Annotated in this window: 14 protein-coding genes; 2 read left to right on the top strand and 12 right to left on the bottom strand. The window is 61.4% G+C overall.

Annotated features, from left to right (window positions below; all coding sequences use genetic code 11):
• Window positions 1–30: 30 nt before the first annotated feature.
• The 6 genes from LAC81_RS31665 to LAC81_RS31640 all read right to left on the bottom strand — a co-directional run bounded on the left by LAC81_RS31665 (window position 31) and on the right by LAC81_RS31640 (window position 8,425).
• Window positions 31–1,206, bottom strand: a complete 1,176-nt coding sequence (locus LAC81_RS31665; RefSeq protein WP_223728606.1) for an ABC transporter permease — start codon at window positions 1,204–1,206, stop codon at window positions 31–33.
• Window positions 1,203–2,201, bottom strand: coding sequence for an ABC transporter permease (locus tag LAC81_RS31660; protein WP_113535706.1), 999 nt, complete (start codon window positions 2,199–2,201; stop codon window positions 1,203–1,205). Before LAC81_RS31660 ends, LAC81_RS31665 begins: the two co-directional genes overlap by 4 nt.
• A gap of 1 nt (window position 2,202) precedes the next feature.
• Window positions 2,203–4,104, bottom strand: a complete 1,902-nt coding sequence (locus LAC81_RS31655; protein ID WP_223728605.1) for an ABC transporter substrate-binding protein — start codon at window positions 4,102–4,104, stop codon at window positions 2,203–2,205.
• A complete protein-coding gene (locus LAC81_RS31650; RefSeq protein WP_113535708.1) occupies window positions 4,101–5,993 on the bottom strand; it encodes an ABC transporter ATP-binding protein in 1,893 nt (630 codons plus the stop codon). The genes LAC81_RS31655 and LAC81_RS31650 overlap by 4 nt, the downstream gene beginning before the upstream one ends.
• Before the next feature lie 122 nt (window positions 5,994–6,115).
• Entirely contained in the window at window positions 6,116–7,066 is a 951-nt protein-coding gene (locus LAC81_RS31645; RefSeq protein ID WP_223728604.1) for a polysaccharide lyase, read from the bottom strand.
• A 9-nt stretch (window positions 7,067–7,075) separates the two neighbouring features.
• Complete coding sequence (locus LAC81_RS31640; protein ID WP_223728603.1) at window positions 7,076–8,425, bottom strand: adenylate/guanylate cyclase domain-containing protein; 1,350 nt, start codon at window positions 8,423–8,425, stop codon at window positions 7,076–7,078.
• A 372-nt stretch (window positions 8,426–8,797) separates the two neighbouring features.
• Between LAC81_RS31640 and LAC81_RS31635 the strand changes: the two genes are divergently transcribed.
• Window positions 8,798–10,135: a nucleotide sugar dehydrogenase gene (locus LAC81_RS31635; RefSeq protein WP_223728602.1), complete on the top strand. Its 1,338-nt coding sequence runs from the start codon at window positions 8,798–8,800 to the stop codon at window positions 10,133–10,135.
• A 53-nt stretch (window positions 10,136–10,188) separates the two neighbouring features.
• On the opposite strand, the gene LAC81_RS31630 is transcribed toward LAC81_RS31635, so the two are convergent.
• Window positions 10,189–11,358: a DUF3095 domain-containing protein gene (locus LAC81_RS31630; protein ID WP_223728601.1), complete on the bottom strand. Its 1,170-nt coding sequence runs from the start codon at window positions 11,356–11,358 to the stop codon at window positions 10,189–10,191.
• Between the two features lie 277 nt (window positions 11,359–11,635).
• On the opposite strand from LAC81_RS31630, the gene LAC81_RS31625 reads away from it, so the two are divergent.
• On the top strand, window positions 11,636–12,466 hold the full coding sequence (locus LAC81_RS31625; RefSeq protein ID WP_113535713.1) for an MBL fold metallo-hydrolase: 831 nt from the start codon (window positions 11,636–11,638) through the stop codon (window positions 12,464–12,466).
• Here the strand turns inward: LAC81_RS31625 and LAC81_RS31620 are convergent.
• The 5 genes from LAC81_RS31620 to LAC81_RS31600 all read right to left on the bottom strand — a co-directional run bounded on the left by LAC81_RS31620 (window position 12,453) and on the right by LAC81_RS31600 (window position 18,332).
• Window positions 12,453–13,226, bottom strand: coding sequence for a polysaccharide deacetylase family protein (locus LAC81_RS31620; protein ID WP_223728600.1), 774 nt, complete (start codon window positions 13,224–13,226; stop codon window positions 12,453–12,455). The genes LAC81_RS31625 and LAC81_RS31620 overlap by 14 nt on opposite strands.
• On the bottom strand, window positions 13,223–14,320 hold the full coding sequence (locus tag LAC81_RS31615) for a glycosyltransferase family 4 protein (RefSeq protein WP_223728599.1): 1,098 nt from the start codon (window positions 14,318–14,320) through the stop codon (window positions 13,223–13,225). The genes LAC81_RS31620 and LAC81_RS31615 overlap by 4 nt, the downstream gene beginning before the upstream one ends.
• Window positions 14,321–14,386: 66 nt before the next feature.
• The gene (locus tag LAC81_RS31610) at window positions 14,387–14,674 is read right to left on the bottom strand and encodes a hypothetical protein (RefSeq protein ID WP_223728598.1); all 288 of its coding nucleotides are present in this window, start codon (window positions 14,672–14,674) and stop codon (window positions 14,387–14,389) included.
• Between the two features lie 36 nt (window positions 14,675–14,710).
• On the bottom strand, window positions 14,711–16,165 hold the full coding sequence (locus tag LAC81_RS31605) for a lytic transglycosylase F (protein WP_223728597.1): 1,455 nt from the start codon (window positions 16,163–16,165) through the stop codon (window positions 14,711–14,713).
• A 40-nt stretch (window positions 16,166–16,205) separates the two neighbouring features.
• Complete coding sequence (locus LAC81_RS31600; protein WP_223728596.1) at window positions 16,206–18,332, bottom strand: mechanosensitive ion channel domain-containing protein; 2,127 nt, start codon at window positions 18,330–18,332, stop codon at window positions 16,206–16,208.
• Between the last annotated feature and the right edge of the window lie 97 nt (window positions 18,333–18,429).

Raw genomic sequence — 18,429 nt, 5'->3', positions numbered from 1 at the left:
GCCGACCGCTTGCCGGCTTCAAATCGGGCTTCATTTGTAGGGATCGGCCGCATCGCGCAACCCATCTCCCAAGAAGTTGAATGCCAAAATCACAAGAATGACCGGAATTGTGGGAAATAGGAGCCAGGGATAGAAGGCGATGACGCTGACGCTCTTGGCCTCGGTCAGGAGAATGCCCCAGCTGGTGATCGGGGGCCTGAGGCCGAGACCGAGGAAGCTCAGTGCCGTCTCGCCAAGGATCATGCCCGGGATCGAGATCGTCGCAGTGGCGATCAGATGCGACATGAAACCCGGCACGAGATGCCGGCCGATGATGCGGCTGCTCTTTGCGCCCATCAGCTGGGCCGCAAGAACATAGTCCTCCTCGCGAAGCGCCAGCAGTTTCGAGCGCACGGCACGCGCAAGCCCCGTCCAGTCGAGAAGACCGAGGATGATCGTGATCGCCAGGTAGATCAGGATAGGACTCCAGGTCGCTGGCATGATCGCTGCGAGCGACAGCCAAAGCGGGATGCTCGGGATCGACTGCAGAACCTCGATGACGCGCTGCACGATGAGATCGAAGACGCCGCCGTGATAACCGGCAAGGCCACCGATGACGATGCCGAGCACGAAGCTCACGGTGATGCCGAAAAGGCCGATCGTGAGCGAGATTCGAGCGCCGTAAATGATGCGCGAAAGCACGTCGCGGCCGAGACGGTCCGTCCCCAGGAAGAAGGCCTGGCCGCCTTCCGCCGGGCAAACGAGATGCACGTTGCTGTCGAACAGCCCCCAGAAACGATAACCGTCGCCGCGGCAGAAGAAGCGGAGCCGCTGCACGTCCTTGGTATCGTCGGCATAGTTGCGCTTCAGCGTGTCCATGTCGAGCGTCATGGTCCGCCCGTAGACGAAGGGACCGACGAACTTGCCCTCATGGAACAGGTGCACCGCCTGCGGCGGTGCATAGATGTAGTCCATGTTGCGGGTGTGCAGATTGTAGGGCGCGAGGAACTCGGAAATGAGGATCGACAGGTAGAGCGCCGCAAGGAAAATACCCGAGACGAGCGCGAGCCTGTGGCGGCGGAACTTCCACCACATCAGGCGAAGCTGCGAAGCCTGATTGACGCGCACCTGCTCGTCCGTCATCGCCTCGACGGAATAGGGATCGAAAGGGGCCGTCGAAACATAGTGCGGCAGGGGCTCGCCGGGCGCCGGAAGAAATGACGTCACTTGGTGCTCCTGCCTTGCAGCCGAATTCGTGGATCGAGGATGGCGAGTGCGATGTCGGAGATCAGCACGCCGATCACCGTCAGGAAGGCGAGGAACATCAGGAACGAACCGGCGAGATACATGTCCTGGCTTTGCAAGGCCTTGATCAGCATCGGGCCGGTGGTTTCCAGCGACAGCACGATCGCGGTGATTTCCGCACCGGAAATGATCGCCGGCAGGATCGAGCCGATGTCCGAGATGAAGAAGTTCAGCGCCATGCGCAGCGGGTACTTGACCAGCGTGCGCATCGGCGAAAGCCCCTTGGCGCGCGCCGTCACCACATACTGTTTCTGCAGTTCGTCGAGCAGGTTGGCGCGCAGACGCCGGATCATGCCGGCCGTGCCCGCCGCACCGACGATGATGACGGGTATCCAGATGTGCTCGAGAATCGATTTTGCCTTGGCCCAACTCATCGGCTCGGCCAGATATTTCTGATCCATCAGGTGGCCGATCGATATCCCGAACCAGATATTGGCGAAATACATCAAGATCAGCGCCAGCATGAAATTCGGGATGGCAATGCCGATCAAGCCCATCAGCGACAGGCCGTAATCGCCCCAGCTATACTGATGGGTCGCGGAGTAGATACCGATCGGAAAGGCGATCAGCCAGGTGAAGATGATGGTGACGAAAGAGACCAGGATCGTCAGCCACAAGCGATCGCCGACAACAGCGCTGACCGGCAGTTCGTATTCGAAGGAATAGCCGAAATCGCCCTGCAGCATGCCGCCAAGCCAGTAGACGTAGCGCAGGACCGGCGGCTGGTCGAAGCCATATTCCTTCCTGAGCGCGTCGATTTGCTCCATGTCGACGCCTTCGCCCTGCGCCTTGAGCTCGGCGACATAGCTTTCGAAGTAGTCGCCCGGGGGCAGTTCGATGATGGTGAAGACAAGAGCGGAAATGATGAGGAGGGTGGGAACCATCGCCGCGATACGCCAGAGAATATATCGCAGCATGTCAGGTTTCCTGCTCGATCCAGAAGGTATCGGTCTTGTAAACACCAAAGTAGGACGTGGGATCGAAGCCGTAGAGCGCCGTTTCCGGCACGTTGCGGAGCTTCTTCGCCACGAGGATCGGCTGCAGCGAGGCGTTGACGATACCGATCGAGAACACCTGGTCCGTGTAGATCGACAGCATGCGGGTCCAAATCTCCGTACGCTCGGCATCTTCCGCCGAATGGCGCCAGCGTTGCAGCAGTTCCGTCAGCTCGACGGCGGCAGGAAGATCAGGCGCCTGGCCCATTTCGCCATGGGACAGATAGTTGAGCCCCCAGACCGGCCATTGCAGCTGGTCGTCGGCCGTGGGCGCCAGCTGCCCCGGGTTCATGCCGGGAGTGGGCACGCCGTTGTCGAGGCCGAACCACATCGACATGACGATCTCGCCGCCCACGGCGCGGCTGCGGAACGTGTCGCGCTGCGAGGTGCGGATGAAAAGCGATATACCGATCTTCTGCCAGTAGTCGGTGACAAGCTGAAGCACGTCCGTCTCAAGCGTACTTTCGCCCGCCGTTTCCACAACGATTTGCGCCGGCCGGCCATCGGAGAGAATACGAATGCCGTCACTGCCGCGCTGTGTCAGCCCAACCTCGTCGAGCAGCGCATTGGCCTGAGCCGGGTCGTGGGCGACCCACGCACTGGCGAACTCCGGACGGAAGAGCGGGCTATCCGGCAGAACCGTGTCGGCGCTTTCCTTGGTCAGTCCGTAGAAGACGGCCTTGTTGATCTCTGTGCGGTCGATCGCGAGCGAGAGTGCACGGCGAACGCGCACGTCCTGCAGCAACGACCGCCAGACCGTGTCGGAGCAGTTGAGGTTGGGCAGAAGCGCCAGGCGCGAACCCTGCGTCTTCTTCCAAAGCAACACCTTCACCGGATACCGCTTCTCGGAATCCTTGAGGAAGGTATAGTCGACGAAGTCGAGGCCCGTGGCCTGCAGATCGCTTTCACCCGTGCCCGTCTTCGCCGGGATCAGTGCCGAGGAACTGACGTTGAGCACGAACTTGTCGATATAGGGAAGCTGCAGCCCGTTCTCGTCCACACGGTGAAAGTAGGGATTACGCTCAAAAACGAACTGCTCGGCTGGAAGCGGTGTCGTGTTGCGCCACGGGTCGAGCGTCGGCAGGTCCGGGTTTTCAGGGCGATAGGAGCGTGCCATGCGCATATGGAGCTGGCTCCATTTCTTGACGCGCTGCTCCTTCATCAGGGCCTTGAGCTTGTCTTCTTCCTGATACTTCTCGTGGAACTGCTTGAGATATGCGGAAGGCATCGCCACCAACATCGGCTGGGGCGCCGCAAGCTTCTGCAGGAAGTCCGGGTTTGGCGTCAACCAAGTGTAGCGAACGGTTCGCTCGTCGAGGACTTCGAACTTTCCGGCCTCTCCGTCCATCACCAGCGCAGTCGGCAATCCGGCGGGGCTCAGCTTTTCGTTGTTGAGCACGTCGTCCCAGCAATAGCGGAAGTCCTCGGCGGTCAGCGGCGTTCCGTCAGACCACTTGTGCCCTTCCCTCAGGTGGAAGGTGAAAATGCGGTCCTCGACCGTTTCGTAGCTTTCGAGGACATCCGCTTCGAGCTTCAGCGTTTCGTCATAGCCGACCAGCCGGGCATAGCCGTAGATGGTCATGAGCCGGATGTCCTTGGCGCTGCCGATGATCATCGTCACGACGCCGCCATGCTTGCCGGGCGTACGCCCCAATGCCGCGACGTTGATGACACGCGGCGTCTTGGGCAGGCGCTCGCTGAGCGGCGGGAGTTTGCCGTCGGCAATCAGCTTTTCCAGAAACGCCGGCTCGCCGCCAGCAGCCAGCAGCCGCATGGGAAATGCCACGGTTGCAAGCAATGCCAGTACAGTTCGGCGGGTGATCATGGCCGTAACTCCCTTGCATCCACGGACCGGTGCGCCAGCACGAAATGGTCGCCACCGAGATCGGTGGGGATGAGCGCGTCGCCAGCGTCGTCCTCACGGAACTGCGGCCCCCAGCGACGCATGTCCGATCCTTCGCTGTCCTTCAGCCTGTCGAAGTCGAGCGGACGATCGAGATCCGGATAGGGTACGGCCGCCAAAAGCGATTTGGTATAGGGGTGAACCGGCTTGCGCATCAGCACCTCGCGCGGCGCGACCTCGACGATGCGCCCGGCGCACATGACGGCGATGCGATCGGCCATATAGTCCACGACCGCAAGGTTGTGCGAGATGAACAGACAGGTGAGCCCCAGTTCCTTCTGCAGGTCCTTGAGCAGGTTGAGAATTTGCGCCTGGACGGAAACGTCGAGCGCCGAAACCGGCTCGTCGCAGATCAGCAGTTCCGGCACGAGCGCGAGCGCCCGGGCAATGCCGATGCGCTGGCGCTGGCCGCCGGAGAAGCTGTGCGGATAACGGTTGACGAAGCGCTGGTCGAGACCGACGGCCTGCAACAGCGAACGCACCGTTTCGACCCGCGATTTCGCCGTGCCGCGTCCGTGAATTTCCAAAGGCTCGCTGAGGATGTTCTTGACCGTCATGCGCGGCGATAGCGACGAGACCGGATCCTGGAAGACCATCTGGATTTTCGAGCGCAATGCCTGCAGATCGTCGCCCTGAACCTTCAGGACATCCACAGGGCCTTCGCCATTGTCGAACGTCACCGATCCGGTGTCGGGCGTTACCGCCCGCATGAGAATCTTGCTGACGGTCGTCTTGCCGCAACCGCTCTCACCGACGAGGCCGAGACACTCGCCACGGCGGATGTCGAAACTGACGTCGTCGACTGCGCGATGCAGCGTACTTTCCCCGCCGCCGAACCAGGAAGACTTCCGCGTCCCGTAGGTCTTCGAAACATTGCGGACGGAAAGCAGCACATCCGGGCCAGCGGGCTTGTTCGCTGCCGAGGTCCCGAGCAGCGTGCCGGCCTTGACCGATACTTCGCGTAGCGCCTTCAGCCGCTCTCCGGGCTTCATGTCGAAATGCGGGACCGCCGCCATCAACCCCTTGAGATAGGGATGCTGCGGGTTGCGGAAGATCGCCTCGACGGGACCGGCCTCGACGATCTGCCCGTGATAGATCACCACGACCTCGTCGGCCATGTTGGCAACGACGCCGAGATCGTGAGTGATCAGCAGCATCGCCATATTGAGCTTTACCTGAAGCTCGCGCAGAAGTTTCAGGATTTGCGCCTGTACCGTCACGTCGAGCGCGGTCGTCGGCTCATCGGCGATCAACAGCGCCGGCCGGCAGATCAGCGCCATCGCGATCATCGCACGCTGGCGCATGCCGCCGGAAAGCTCGAACGGATACATGTCGTAGGCACGCTTGGGATTGGCGAAGCCGACATAGCCAAGCAGCTCCTCGGTCCGCGCCCGGCGTTCCGCCTTTTCGGCATCCGTATGGATCTTCAGCACTTCGGAAATCTGGTTCCCGATCGTGTGGAGCGGCGACAACGACGTCATCGGCTCCTGGAAGATCTTGCTGATGCGCGTGCCACGCAGGCTGCGAATCTCTTCCCCTTCCCGCTCCAGCGCGAGCAGGTCGATCGGCTTTGCCGCCGTGGTGGGATCATTGAACAAAATTTTGCCGCCAACCCTCGCGACGTTGGGCAAGATACCCATCACCGCCTGGCTGATTGCCGACTTTCCCGATCCCGACTCACCAACGAGCGCCGTGACCTTGCCGGGCAAAATCCTGAAATTTGCGTTGTTGACGGCTTGAACTTCGCCGCCGAGCACCGAGAATGTGATCCGCAGACCTTCAACTCGAAGCAGGTCCGCCCCAGATGTCATAGCAGCACGCTTCCCTCATCGCCTTTTTATCCGCCGCCTCTAAAAAAAGACTAGCGCAGCTTCAGAAGGCTGTCCAGCAGGCCGACTGCAACCGGAGCATTGCTCCTTGCATCTTCAGTCGGTTAGAGCGCGGGGCACACCTCGGCCTTTAACACGTCGGCGCAATTCGGCGAGCGACGGAAGTCGTCATAGAACAGCGTCCAGTCGGTCGTATCGGCCGCTCGATAGGGGCCGAACTTGAAGTACTGGTTCTTGCCGAGCCCCTTGTCGTCGTGGCCGACATGCCCGGTTACCGTAATGATCGGCTTGTCGTTGGCGAAGACTTCGATACGCCCGGTGCCATTGGCCCCCGGCAGCGTGTAAATCGCGAAATCGATCCAGCCGGACTTCGGGTCGGGCAACGGATTGCCATGGCTCGTCACCTTCACGGCATCCGTGCAGCCATTGAAGAGGCTGCCGTCTTCCGGCTTCCAGTTGCTGTCGGCTGCGACCAGCATGCGCATCTGGTTGATGTTGGGGCGCCCCCACACGGGAATCTCACCGGGCTTGCAGCTGGCCGGCGTCCCTTCCGGACCGGACGAGAGCGGCGCGATGTAATTCGTCTCCACCGTGACGAAGAGCTTGCCGGCTTCGAGACGCAAAGCCAGGAACGGGCTGAAATCGCCCTCCGCGCCGGGGTCGATCTCACGTTTCCACTGGGCGATCAGATAGCGGTGGTCCTCGCTTGGGATCGGATCGGCAAACTTGACCGCGAAACCGTACCAGATCCCCTGGTCGTAGGGCACACGCAGCGCCGTCTTTTCCCAAATCTCGGCTCGCTCGCTACAACCGTCGAGGGAGTCCGGACACGTCGGAACGACACTCAATTTGAGCGCGCCGTTTCCGGTACGCTTGACCTCGTTCTGAAATTCGACCGTGCCCGCAGTCTGCTCGAAATTTTCGCGATAATAGAGCCCACCTTCGGGCGCGAAATTCTGTCCTTCGAAGCCGTCTGACAGTTTGGTTTCCCACGGCTGCGCCATGGCGCCTCCGGCCATGGCGATGCTGGCGGCGACAAACACGGCTCGGAACATTCTTCCCCCTTACTGAAGCATCTTGTCGATAAGGCCGCGCGGCGGCTGAAGCGGACGAGTATTACGGTGAAGCAACATGACATGTTCCGCTTCGGAAAGTCCATCCTGCGACACATCGTCGAAGCGCTCGTCTGCCCTGGCAAGCAACGCCGTATCGTTGGGGTAGAGAATCGTGAACTTCTGCCGCACGCCGCGCAGTTTTTCCTGGCCGAGCGCGGTCCAATCCCCACCGCAGTAGTTGACGAAGGCTTCGCTCGCGACGACGCTATGCGCATACTTCTTGGTGAGGTTCTGCAACCGCTGGACTTCGTTGACGGCCGAGCCGAAGGCGGAGAAGGTCAGCCGGTCGCGCAGGCCGACATTGCCGAACATCACGTTGCCGACATGCAGTCCGATGCCGTAGCCGATCGGATCACGCGCTTGCTTGCGCCTTTCGCCGTTCAGCATCTCCATGCGCACGGTTGCTGCGCGAACGGCTGCGAAGGCTTCGCGGGCAGCAAACTCGGACGGCTCCTTGTGGCGCCCACACGGATAGACGGCGATGAACCCGTCACCGACGAAGCTCAGGATATGGCCGCCATTGCGATTGAAGGGGGCAGCAATCGCATCGAAATAGGTGTTCAGCGTCTCGATGTAGGACTGCCGCCCTTCCTTTTCCGCCAGCATCGTCGAGCGGCGCATATCGGCCATGACCAGGATCGCACGTACGGTTTCGCCATCGCCACGACGCACCTGGCCACTCATCACGCGGCGGCCGGCGCTGGAGCCGAGATAGGTGGTCAGCATATTGTCGGCGAGTTTTCCAAGCACCGCCATCTTGGCGGCAACTGCCAGATGATACTGCAGTTTCAAAAGCGCCCCAATCACATCATCGGTGAAGCCACCATGGCGGTCCGTCGTCCAGGACCCGACCATGCCGTGACCGGAATCGGCCCCGAGCGACTGCATGAAGGCCAGGTAGTCCGTCGCACCCATCTCCTTCAGATCGTCGAAAATCGGGAACTCGGACGGCGTATCCTGATAAAGGCGCCGCCGGACATGTTCGAGATTGTTGTTGAGCAGGTAGTAGTACGGGCTCTGCAGAAAGCGTTCGGGATTGAGCGCCAGTTCTTCGTGCCGGAGGCCACTCACCTCGACGCCCTTGCCGCGCACCCAGGTGAAACCAAGTGCATCATAGAGCGGATGCAACATCGAAAAGGAGAGGTGAACGCGCATTAGCGGCAGACCGGCGGCTGCCAGCCGCTCGCAGAAACCTTTGACGATCGTCTCCAGCGGTGCGTCGCTGAGCGACGTCCGCATCAACCAGTCGGCAACCTTGTCGATGAGGATTTCGGATACGTTGTCGTTTGTCGGGGCCATTTCGCGTCCTCATCATGACAGACCGTCCCACGCCAGCATCCGGAGACGACGAACGCCCCGGCAAATTGCCGGTCCAAGTTCGCGGTGGATGATGATGAGCCGTGCCCGTTAAGAAAATGCTCCAGCCGTTCCGGCGTCGATGACGTGCAGGCACCCGGAATGCGGGACTTATCCGTTGCAGATATTGATCCCGCCCGCCGATTTCCAGAGGCTAGGCAAAGTTTTTTCGCACGAAGATTTGATAGTCGGCTCATGGACCAGTCCCGCGGCCCGACGCGGTGCCTCGCTTGACTTGGGGCTTGTTTCTCTCCAACAAACCACGACATGTTCGCGCGACGCCGCCCGTCTGTCCACGAGATCCGGAAAGCAAAATTGACCTCACCTCACTTCGAAAACCTGCTCTCGTCCATCGCTGCCTTCAGCGCCAAGGTTGGCGTCATCGGCCTTGGCTATGTCGGCCTGCCGCTCGCCATCGCCGCTGCCCGCGCAGGCTTCGCCGTCACCGGGTTCGATATCGATCCCAACAAGATCGTCTCGCTCGATGCGGGCAAGTCCTACATCGCCGCCGTATCGGACGCAGCACTTGCGCAAGAGAGCAGTGCCGGCCGCTTCCACTCGACAACGGACTTTCAAAGGCTGGCGGGCTGCGACGTCATCATCATCTGCGTGCCGACGCCGCTCACCAAACACCGAGACCCGGATCTTTCCTTCGTCGAGAAGACCTCCCGCGCTATCGCTGCTGCGCTTCGGCCAGCACAACTTATCGTCCTGGAATCGACCACCTATCCGGGGACGACCGATGGCGTCGTGCGCACCATCCTTGAGGAAACCGGACTCAAGTCCGGCAACGACTTCTTCGTCGGCTTTTCGCCGGAGCGCGAGGACCCCGGCAATCCGACCTATGAGACCGTCAGCATTCCGAAGGTCGTCGCCGGTGACGGTCCGCAGGCTTCGGCCTTGATGGAGCGCTTCTATGCTGCCGTGGTGAAGACCGTCGTGCCGGTCTCTTCCAACGCCACGGCGGAGGCCGTGAAACTCACCGAGAACATCTTCCGCTCCGTCAACATCGCCCTCGTCAACGAGTTGAAGATCGTCTATGAGGCAATGGGCATCGACGTATGGGAAGTGATCGAAGCGGCAAAGACCAAGCCGTTCGGCTACATGCCGTTCTACCCCGGCCCCGGGCTCGGCGGCCACTGCATTCCGATCGACCCCTTCTACCTCACCTGGAAGTCGCGGGAATTCGAGCTGCCTACGCGCTTCATCGAGCTTGCCGGCGAGATCAATTCGGCCATGCCCCGCCATGTGGTCAGCCGCCTGGCCGAGGCCCTCGACCGCAAGGCCGGCAAGGCGCTCAGCCGTTCCAACGTCCTCGTGGTCGGCCTCGCCTACAAGAAGAATGTTCCGGACATTCGCGAAAGCCCGTCGCTGCGCCTGATCGAATTGATCGAAGAGCGCGGTGGGCGCACCGCCTATCACGACCCTTACGTCGCCGAGATCCCGCCGACGCGTGAATATGGCGCCTTGAAGGGCCGGCGGTCCGTCGTGCTCGACGCGCAAACGCTGGCAGGGTTCGACGCCGTGTTGATTGCCACCGACCATGACCAGGTGGACTACGCCGCGCTTGCGGCTGCCGCGCCGCTCGTCGTCGATACGCGCAATGTCTTTCACCGCAACGGGCTGACCGGCGAACATATCGTCAAGGCCTGACCCGCACCGGGTTCGCCGAGGGCCGCAGACCGGACGGCATCTCGGCGTCGTTGCTAGGCAGTATGAACCCGCGCCAACGTTGCCTTGAGCTTGCTTGCGGCGACTGCATAGCCGCCCGACGCGCCGTCGACGAAATGCATGTGGTCCCGCGTCATAGGCGTCGGAACGATGCAGGTCATGAGCGCCGAATCCTGTTGATGCAGTCCATAGTGCCCGACGCCCGCTGCCTCGGCCTGCCTTAGCCGCGCTTCGATCCGCTCTAGCCGATCGGCGCTGATGTCAATCGTCATTTTCAACCCGTCGTCAAACTTGCGGAAATCCGTGTTGTCGGCGAGGTCGCGGCGGTAGCGGGTCGTGTCGAACGTCCCGAGATTCCAACCCATCTTGAGACATACAAACAGCGCCAGTGTCTGCACGGTGATGAAGCAACGGGCGAAAAAGCGCTGCCCCTTCGGCGCCACGGCCCGCGTCTCGGCGTCGATGCCCTTGAAAGAGAACCGCGGCCGCGGCCCAAGCTCAGGAACAGGATGACCGTTGCGCTCTTCCTCGTCGGCCAACGCGACAATATCGGCGATCAACGCCTGGAACTCCGGCCCATTGCCCTTCTGTCCGGGCACGGCGATGATCGAGGCTATGGTGCCATGGCGGGACTCGATCGGGTTCCAGCGACAGGAGAGCCCGGTCAGATCGGGCCGGGTACCGGCGGCCGCAGGACCGACGGGATAGCGTCCCGCCTTCATCGCCGCCTCCGCCCAACTGGCGCCGCCGCCCGCAAACATCGCATAGAAGACTTCCTCGCTCGCCTTGAAGCGGGCGACGCGCATGTCGAAGCCGTTGGCCCGGATATCACTGACCGGCACCAAAGCGGCGCGCAATTCGAGGCCAAGCTCCTCGGCAACCCAGGTCTTAACGGCAGAGAGTGCGGCGCGTGCGCGGCCCTCCATTGGAGCCGGCAGTGCGGCGAGTGCACCGTCACCCCCGAAAACAAAGGGCATCGACTTTTCTTCGAGCGCGTTCATCAACGCCGAGATCACACTGGCGCCTGCCATATTCACAGTTTTGTAGCGACCTTCGGCAATCGCGCCGGTCGAGTTGACGATGTCGGCAACGGCAAGGACCCAGCCATCCGGCAGCGGGCGATAGTTGGCCTCGTCCGTCACCCCCTCGAACGCATCGAAGAGAGGTACGCTGTCGTAGAACCGCCCGTCCGTTGCCTCAACCATGCGTAACCTGTTCCCTGCGTTACTGCGTTCGATAGACAATCCACGTAAGAGCGCAACAAAAAGTTTCATATGCCGTTGCTAAGGGCGAGCCATCGATCCGACGATTCCCGCTGAAACGCGGTTCCGTCGGGCGATTTTCAATCGGTCACTCTTGGCGACGCTAAGGTTACTTTCCAAATAATAACCCATGGCATTGCAGGGGTGTGGCCATCTGTGCTTGTTTAACAGTCACACAAGGATCAAAATGGTCCGAGCGTGCGTAGTGAAGCCGAAATGAATGCGTGACGACAACTTTCGAGTGCGGTTCTGGGGCGTAAGAGGAAGTTTGCCGGTATCCGGCCAACAATACGTCGCCTATGGAGGGAATACGTCCTGCATCGAGATTCGATGCGGCAAGGACGTTTTGCTTTTCGATGCAGGGTCGGGAATACGTGAGGCCGGTTACTCGCTGATCGCCGAAGGCATCGACCAGTTCGACCTTTTCTTCACCCACAGCCACTATGACCACATCATCGGCCTCCCCTATTTCAAACCGATCTACAAGTGTCAGAACTCGGTGCGCTTCTGGTCCGGCCACCTGCACGGCACTATGACCACGAAGGAAATGATCCGCGACTTCATGCGGCCGCCGTGGTTCCCCGTGGATCCGGATATCTGTCAGGCAAGCCTCGACGGCATGGATTTCAAACCCGGTGACGTCCTGACGCCGCGCGCGGGGATCACGATCCGCACAACAAGCCTCAATCATCCGGGCGGCTGTGTCGGCTACCGCGTCGAGTGGAACGGTCGCGCCGTCGCTCTCGTCTACGATACCGAGCATGAGCCCGGCATTCTCGATCCCGCCGTTCTTGAACTGATCGCCGGCTGTGATCTGATGGTCTATGACTGCACCTATCTCGAGAGCGAGATGGACCATTTTCAGGGCTACGGGCACTCGACCGGCATGCATGGTGCCCGCCTGGCGATGGCCGCCGACGTCAAGCAACTCGCCATGTTCCATCACGATCCGTCGCGCACCGACGAGGCGCTGACGGCAATGGAACGCGACGTTAAGACAACCTTCGCCGGCGCCTTTGCCGCCCGCGACGGACAGATCATCGAGCTGTAGTAATCTCGCGGCCGGCGAGCCAGCGACAGGCCGGGTGCCTGCTCGTCGCCGCGAAGAGCTTTTCGAGGAACGCCCAAACGCCCTCGTCGTGAACCAGATGATGCGTCAGCACGCCGATCGTGCGGCCCTTCTGATCCGCCCTTTCCTCGACATCGCCACAGACCTGCCTGAGCCTTGCAATGATATCGGCGACGATCGATGCATGGTCGCGACAGCCGCGCGTACCGCGCCAGTCCATGACGTCGACATGGGTGTTGGCCAGCTTGAACGGCGATGGCTTCTCTGGCCCGAAGACCGAAAGCACCGTGAACCCGATTTCGGGCAAGGCATCCAGCAGAGACTTGTCGATGCGGTTCCACGGCGGAACGAGCATCGGCACGAAACCGTCAGGGAAAAGCGTCCGCAGGCGGTCGTAACCGCGCTCGAGTTCGTTGAGCACGGCGGCCCGCGGCCGGTGCGCACCGAGCTCCTGCTTCTTTTCTTCAGGCAGCGCATGATTGCGATGCGCCCATCCATGTACGGCGACACTGACATGCGCGAGCCCATCCAGACGGCGCGCGAGCGCTTCGCCGGTTAGGGCCGGCGGAACGGCGAGAACGACGGCAAGCGCATGCCGGTCGACCAGCGACAGCAGACGATCGAGCGCCACAGTCGGCTCGGCTGCATCATCGTCACGTAGCCAGAAATCCACCTGCCGCCCCGACGCCGCGATGCGATCGAGTTCCGCAGCAAGGCGCTGCCAATGGACTTCCTCTGTCATCTCGGCGTCTCCAGGAATTCATCGAAAATCGAGCGAAGCCGTCGCGCGGCAGCATGAAACGAGCGCTCCTCGTGAACGAACCGCCGGGCCGCTGCCCCCAATCGCCGGCGGCGAGCCGGATCCTCGATCAGGTCACGCATCGCCGCCGCATAGGCGCTCACATCGCCATCCGGCGTCAGCAGCCCAGTCTCGCCGTCTCGCACCACCTCGGGCACGCCGGCCGTGTGTTGCGCGATTACCGGCAGACCGGCAGCCTGCCCTTCGAGATAGGCAAGCCCATAGGCCTCGCCGCAGCCGGGCCACACATAGAGATCGCCGCTCGCCAGAATATCCGGCAATTCGGCTGCGTCTTTTTCGCCAAGCCATACCAGTCGCTCGGAAGGCAAGGCCGCAAAGGCTTCCATGACCTCGTCGCGACAAGGTCCGTCACCGACGATCGTCAAGGTCCAGGCGGCATCCGCAAGGAGCGCCAGCGCCTGCGCCAGCATGCGGTAACTATCCGTCTTGTCGCCGCTTCGCATCATCGCGACCACGACCATCCGGCAGGCGGCACCAGCCGACGGCTCGCTCTCACTGAAGGGAGACGCGTCGATGAATGGCGCGAGCATAGCGTGCCGACACGACGGTGCGGCTTCGAGAAGGCCGTCGCGGTCGCGGCGCGTCAGGCAGATATTGACGGCCGCCTTCTCGATGGCGGCAAGAACCCGGCGCTGGGCAATGGCCCGGACACCCTCGTTCCGCCGTATCGAGTAGGACGCTTCTGCGGTGACATAGGGAATGGAAAATTCGTCCGCGAGCGCGGGCCCGAGAAGGTCGGGCGCCTTGTAATAGGGATGGTAGCAGAACCAGAGGTCGGGTGCGCCCTCGTGACGCCAGAGCTTCCGAAGGCGCGCGGTCTCGGCCTCCGCCGCGCGTTCCAGTTCGGCAAATTCCTCGTTCGACGCCTTGGCCGTGAAGCTGCGCAGGTCCGATGCAATCGCAACCGCATGTCCATCGGCCCGAAGTGCTGCGAGCAGCATGCGCGCCATCAGCCGGTCGCCGGAAGGCACCGGATGTTCGGGCGATTTCAATGGTGCGTAAAAAGCGATCTTCATCCGCTGCGAGCTATCATGTGTCGACGCGGGACTGTCAACCAACCGAGCCCGGGACCCATGCCCGGTTCATCGATCGATCGGCAGATCATAGTAGTCGCGACGGATGAGTTTCAGCGTGCGGTCCGGCTGAATGACATAGGTCTCCTGGACGAAACTGTTGCCGCTGGTGAAACGGTGCGGGACGATGCTGCCCACGGGCGCCTTCGTCAGCTTCGTCCGCGGCTGGCCTCCATAGGTGATGCTGCCGGGGATCGGTTCAAGATCCGGGGTCGTGCAGCCCGCAAGTGTCAGAGCGCAAAGGCAAAGGAAGGCCGCCGACCGTCTCACCAGCGAGTTGCTCTTCACCAAGACCATTTCGAGACCTCCACTACTGGCGAGCAACACCTGCGCCTATGGCGCGGTGGTCGCCGTCTTGTTTTCGATTTTCGTCGCGGCCGTGTCAGCATCATGGGCCGCAAGCAGGCTGTAGGCGACATAGTACTTATAGATATTGCTGACATATTGAACCGTCTCGCGCCCAACGATCGCGGCCGCGGCGTTTTCGACATTGCCAAACCAGAGGTTCGGATCGAGCCCCATTTCGCTGGCCTTTGCCCGGAACTTCCGCAGGTTCCCGGGCCCGGCATTGTAGGCCGCGAAGGCAAACAGCAACTGGTCACGCGGCGTCACGGCCGGATCGTTGATATAGGTATCGACCAGGAAACGCAGATACTTCGATCCGGCTTCGACGTTCAGGTTCTCGTCCTTGTCGATGCCGCGGATGTTAACGGCCTTGTCCGCTGCAGTCGACGGCAGCAGTTGCATGATGCCGACTGCGCCACGCTGGCTACGCCGGGTCTGGTCGAGTTGCGATTCCTGGTAACCCTGCGCCATCAGCATCAGGTGATCGAAAGAATAGGTGCTTCCGTGCTTGCGGAAGATCTCGACGAGTTGCTTGAAACGTTCGACGTCATCGGGCGCATAGGCCCGCTTCAGCATCTTGTCGCCCTTGTAATAGGTGTTTCTCAGGATGTTGCCGAAGGTGGTGCCGATCTTATGGCCCTTGACGAAGTCATCAAGAACGGCCTTGAGCTTCGGGCTGTCCTTGCGGATTGCCCAGGCGATTTCACCGTGATCGGAGACGGCGATATCCTCTCTCACCTTGAGGTCGGTGAAGACCTTCGCCCAGATGTTCGCCTTGTACATGTCGACGACCGTCCACGGCAGCAGTCCGGCGTTGATCATCTCCAGAACGTCTTCGTCCTCCAGGTTCTCGTCCATGTCGTTCAAGGCAATCGGCGGGCGGCCGGCCTTTTCGAAATCTGCACTCAGGGCCGCCAGATGCTCGTAGTAGCTGCTCGAACGGCGCACATGGATTTCCTGTCCGCTCAGGTCATCAAGACCGGCGATTGCGGGAGCGGATGGGCCAGTGACGAGGACTTCCTTGGCTTCGCCGTAGAGTGGCGCGGTGAAATCCACCTTGGCGAGCCGCGCTTCCGTGATCGTCAGGTTCGCCATGACGATATCACCGAGCCCCTCTTCCAGTGCCGACAGAAGTCTTGCCCGCGGCATCGGCACGAAACCGATGCGGATTTTGTCGATCTGCTTCTTGCGGTCCTTGTTGAGCTCGTTTTCAAGCGCCGTCCCGAATTCAACAGCCGTGCCAAGTTGCTGGCCGCGGTCGACAAAATAGATCGTCTTGCTGAAGGGAACGATGATGCGGATCACACGTCGCTTTTCCATCCCGTCGAAGTCGTCCTTGTGGGGAACGAACATCGACCGAACAAACTGCTCGTTCGATTGCGCCAAGGCGCTGCCGCCCGCGAACACCACGAGAAGCAGCATTCCCAATAGAACGCGTTTCACGGTCGGCCTCCCCAGCCCCTGGAAAACCTGATTGCGAATCCTATTCCTGTGGCGCGCCACCTTCGCCGAGCGCTGCAGCCGCATTCTTCTTGGCGATGGCATCACGGGTCGCGGCGGCGGCCGCAGCAGAATGCTGCTGCTCATCGCCCGCCACCTGCACCGTCGGCGAGGCGAAATTGATGCCGTTTTCCTTGAAAGCTTCCTTGATCATCACCTGCGCCCGGCGTCTGACCTGGGTCTGGCTTCCCGGCTTCGTCTTCATGGCGAAACTCAGGGTCATCCCGTAGTCGCCAAAATTCTCGACGCCCTTCATCTTGACCGTTTCCAGGATCAACGGGCCGACATCCGGATCTTCCAGCAGCTTGGCACCGATGCCCTTCACCAATTTCTTCACCTTGGCGACATCGGCATCGAATGAAACGTTGATCAGGAACTTGTCGATCACCCAGTCGCGGCTCATGTTCTGCACCGCGCCGAGCGAGCCGAAAGGTACGGTAAAGACCGGGCCGCGGTGATGGCGCAGCTTGACGGAACGAATGCTGAAGGATTCGACCGTGCCCTTGTAGCTGCCGCTCTGGATGTATTCGCCGATGCGGAACGCATCGTCCATCATGTAGAAGATGCCGCTGATGACGTCCTTGACGAGCGTTTGCGAGCCGAAGCCGATGGCCACGCCGAAGACACCGGCACCGGCAATCAGCGGGCCGATCTCCACACCGAGGCCGGAGAGCACCATCAGCACCGCCACGACGGCGATGAAGGCCGCGAGAAAATTGCGCAGGATCGGCAGCAAGGTCATCAGACGGGTGTTGCGGGCGCGCTCGGCCGGGTCCTCGGTCGCGTGATTGGCCTGCTTGACCCGCAGATTGATGAAGCCCTTTACGAGCTGCCAGATGAGATCTGCCGCCAGCAGAATGACGATACCGGCGAGCAGCCCGCGGACCACCCGGTTGAAGGCGTCGTCATGCATCATCGCCGTCGCACTGACCTTGAAGACCAGCGCCAGCCAGCCAGCCGCCAGAGCAATGACCAACAGTCGAGCGCCGCGCTCGATCAAGATGTTGCGCATCACATGCACGTCGTCTTCGGCGGAAGCCTGCAGCAACGTCTTGGTGAAGGCGCTGGTGAAGCGCAGCAACGGCGGCATGCCGATCACGTAGAGGCCGATCCAGAACAGGACATCCATGCCGGCAACCCAAAGCATCCACAAGACGATCAGGAAGGCGACCAACAGGACGTTACCGACAATGCGTCGCGAGCCGATGACGGTGCCGACGGGCCGACGGACCACCGTCACGATCCCGAGCACCAGAACGACGAGACCGAGGGCAGCGGAGACGAGATCATGTACGTCATCCGAAATGGATAGCGCCCGCATTGCATCGCCGATGCCCCACACCAGCGCCGCAGCGCCGATCAGCCACAGGCTGTGCCGGTGCCAGAAGCGGGCATCATCCGCCGTCAGCGACATGTAGCCAACCCGCCCGTCTGCACTCTCCTCGCTTGCCGGCCCACCGGTCAGCACAGCCGCGGCGATGATCATCAGCAGGCGGGCGCCGATCCAGGCACCAAGCAACGGTGCGATCGTCGCCTCCAGCCTCGGAGGCCAGTCGGCGATCGCGAGCACCGATATGCTGGCGGCCGCGAAAACGATGAGCGGCAGCACCCGTGTCAATATCGTTCGGGCCGGCCCCGTCAGGACCGCGCCCTGAAGGCTGCGCTTCAGCACCCAGCGCAAGAGATATTCGGCTCCGTAGCCGATCAGCAGGATGAAGAAGAAGCCTTTAAGGATCGGAGCTGCCCCATGGTTTTCCATGTCGCCGGCCAGGCGATCCCGTGCAGCCTGTATCTCCGGGAGAACGCGCGGCACCGCATTGGTGATGCCTGTCAGGTGGCGCCTGATTTGGGCCGTCCACCGGGCGACGATACCGGTCGCCGGCGTCTCAGTTGCAGCCGCAGTGGCGGCTGGCGCCTGTTTCGCCGAAAGCCACTGCTTCACCTCGGGGTCGTCGAGAAGCTGGATCAGTTGCTGGACCTTGGCAGGCGGCGCGGCGGGTGCCGGCTCCTGCGCAAACCCCTTGGCGACGGGTCCGAAGACGATTGAAAGCAACACAAGAAGGCCGAAAAGCGGCCCCAGAAAACGATGCGACGACCCGACACAGCCCATGCTTACCACCCCCACCGATCACGCCGGTCCCCCGACCGGCACGACTCTCAATTTTTAGAAATGCTAACATACCTGTAGGCGGTTCCGCCAACACCGT

The sequence above is a fragment of the Ensifer adhaerens genome (assembly GCF_020035535.1).
In the GTDB taxonomy this organism is placed as follows: Bacteria; Pseudomonadota; Alphaproteobacteria; order Rhizobiales; family Rhizobiaceae; genus Ensifer.
Note: the sequence above shows the minus strand (reverse complement) of the source record. Positions and strands in the feature narration are given on the sequence as shown.